The sequence below is a fragment of the Pseudomonas edaphica genome (assembly GCF_005863185.1).
In the GTDB taxonomy this organism is placed as follows: domain Bacteria; phylum Pseudomonadota; class Gammaproteobacteria; order Pseudomonadales; family Pseudomonadaceae; genus Aquipseudomonas; species Aquipseudomonas edaphica.
Window position 1 is genome coordinate 1 of the sequence record NZ_VBVZ01000827.1, and the last position, 2,209, is coordinate 2,209.

General features: G+C 59.0%; 1 protein-coding gene. It reads left to right on the forward strand.

Translation table 11 applies throughout. The features are described 5' to 3' along the window. Positions 1-437 precede the first annotated feature (437 nt). On the forward strand, positions 438-2,111 hold the full coding sequence (locus FEM54_RS30995) for a DEAD/DEAH box helicase (protein WP_138454115.1): 1,674 nt from the start codon (positions 438-440) through the stop codon (positions 2,109-2,111). Positions 2,112-2,209 lie beyond the last annotated feature (98 nt).

The window sequence follows — 2,209 nt, forward strand, 5'->3', positions numbered from 1 at the left end:
TGGCTTGATTCATCGGGGGTGGCCTCGGGGGCTTGGGTAGGGTTTTAGACCAGTGGGCCTTAATGGGCAGGTGAACCGTTTAAGTGTTGTGACCAACAGGGCCGGGCCTTTGAAAAATAGACCTTGGCGCGGGTATACGCAAAGAAGGTGACGCAGCGCGGTATATCGGCACTTTCGGATAAAAAAAGCTCCCTTTTTCAGCTATTTCCGGTATAGTGCGCGCCGGCCTTTAACCGGGCCGCGTTTAGGTAGCGCAATTCCCCGAAGTCAGCTTCGGCTGCACGTCCGCACAGCGGACTCTCCCTTGACGAATCTTTTTCATTCATTCGTTTTCGCAAATCCCCGCCGACAAAGCAGCCAGGGCGACTCTTGAGTCTCAACACGGCATGCGCAGCTTTGGAGCATGGGTCTTTGCGGATGCACTTAGAGGCAGACCCATGACCCAGGAAACCGGCGGCTTCGCCGCTTTTAATCTTAACCCGAACATTCTCGCTGCCGTCATCGCGACCGGCTACGAAGAACCTTCGGCTATTCAGCAGCAATCGATCCCGATCATCATGGCCGGCCAGGACATGATTGGCCAGGCGCAAACCGGTACCGGTAAAACCGCCGCGTTCGCCCTGCCTATCCTGCACTGCATCGATCCTGCCAAGCGCGAGCCGCAAGCCCTGATCCTGGCGCCAACCCGTGAGTTGGCGCTGCAAGTAGCAACCGCTTTTGAAACCTACGCCAAGCAAATGCCAGGCGTAACCGTTGTGGCCGTTTACGGCGGCGCGCCTATGGGCCCACAACTTAAAGCAATCCGTAACGGCGCACAGATCGTTGTCGCCACGCCGGGCCGTCTGTGCGACCACCTGCGTCGTGACGAGAAAGTCCTGTCGACCGTGAACCACCTGGTTCTGGACGAAGCTGACGAAATGTTGAAGCTGGGCTTCATGGATGACCTGGAAGTCATCTTTAAAGCACTGCCACCGACCCGTCAGACCGTACTGTTCTCGGCCACCCTGCCACAGTCGATCCGTGCCATTGCCGAACGCCACCTGCGCGATCCGCAACACGTGAAGATCCAGACCAAGACTCAGACCGTTACCGCGATCGAACAGGCTCACCTGTTGGTTCACGCTGACCAGAAGACCTCGGCTGTATTGAGCCTGCTGGAAGTCGAAGACTTCGACGCCCTGATCATGTTCGTGCGCACCAAGCAAGCGACCCTGGACCTGGCCAGTGCCCTGGAAGCCAAAGGCTACAAAGCCGCTGCGCTGAACGGTGACATTGCCCAGAACCAACGTGAGCGCGTGATCGACTCCCTCAAGGATGGCCGTCTGGACATCGTTGTGGCGACCGACGTTGCCGCCCGTGGCCTCGACGTTCCACGTATCACTCACGTGTTCAACGTTGACATGCCTTACGATCCAGAGTCCTACGTTCACCGTATCGGCCGTACCGGCCGTGCGGGTCGCGAAGGTCGTGCACTGCTGCTGGTGACTCCGCGTGAGCGCCGCATGCTGCAAGTGATCGAGCGTGTAACCGGTCAGAAAGTTGCCGAAGTCCGCCTGCCGGATGCCCAGGCCGTTCTCGATGCTCGCATCAAGAAACTGACCAACAGCTTGTCGCCGCTGGTGGCTGACGCTGAATCGACCCACTGCGACCTGCTGGACCGCCTGACTGCCGATATCGGTTGCACCCCACGTGCCCTGGCTGCAGCTCTGCTGCGCAAAGCCACCAACGGTCAGGCCCTGACCCTGGCAGCGATCGAGAAAGAACGCCCACTGGTACCGAACAACGCGCCACGCGGTGATCGTCCAGAGCGTACCGGTGACCGTCCAGACCGTGGTGATCGTGAGCGTCGCGCTCCGGTTCCATTGGCTGAAGGTCGTGCTCGCTGCCGTACCGCGCTGGGCGCGCGTGATGGCATCGCCGCCAAGAACCTGCTGGGCGCTATCCTCAATGAGGGTGGCCTGGCACGTGAAGCCATCGGTCGCATCCAGGTTCGTGACAGCTTCTCCCTGGTGGAGCTGCCGGAAGACGGTCTGGAAAAACTGCTGGCCAAGCTCAAAGACACTCGCGTTGCCGGTAAGCAGCTGAAGCTGCGTCGCTACCGCGAAGATTGATCCGCCTTTGGGCTGATTGATCGCATATAAAAAATCCCCGACTGGTTCGGGGATTTTTTATGCCTGGCATTTCTTTCGGATCAGCACCCGATCAAATG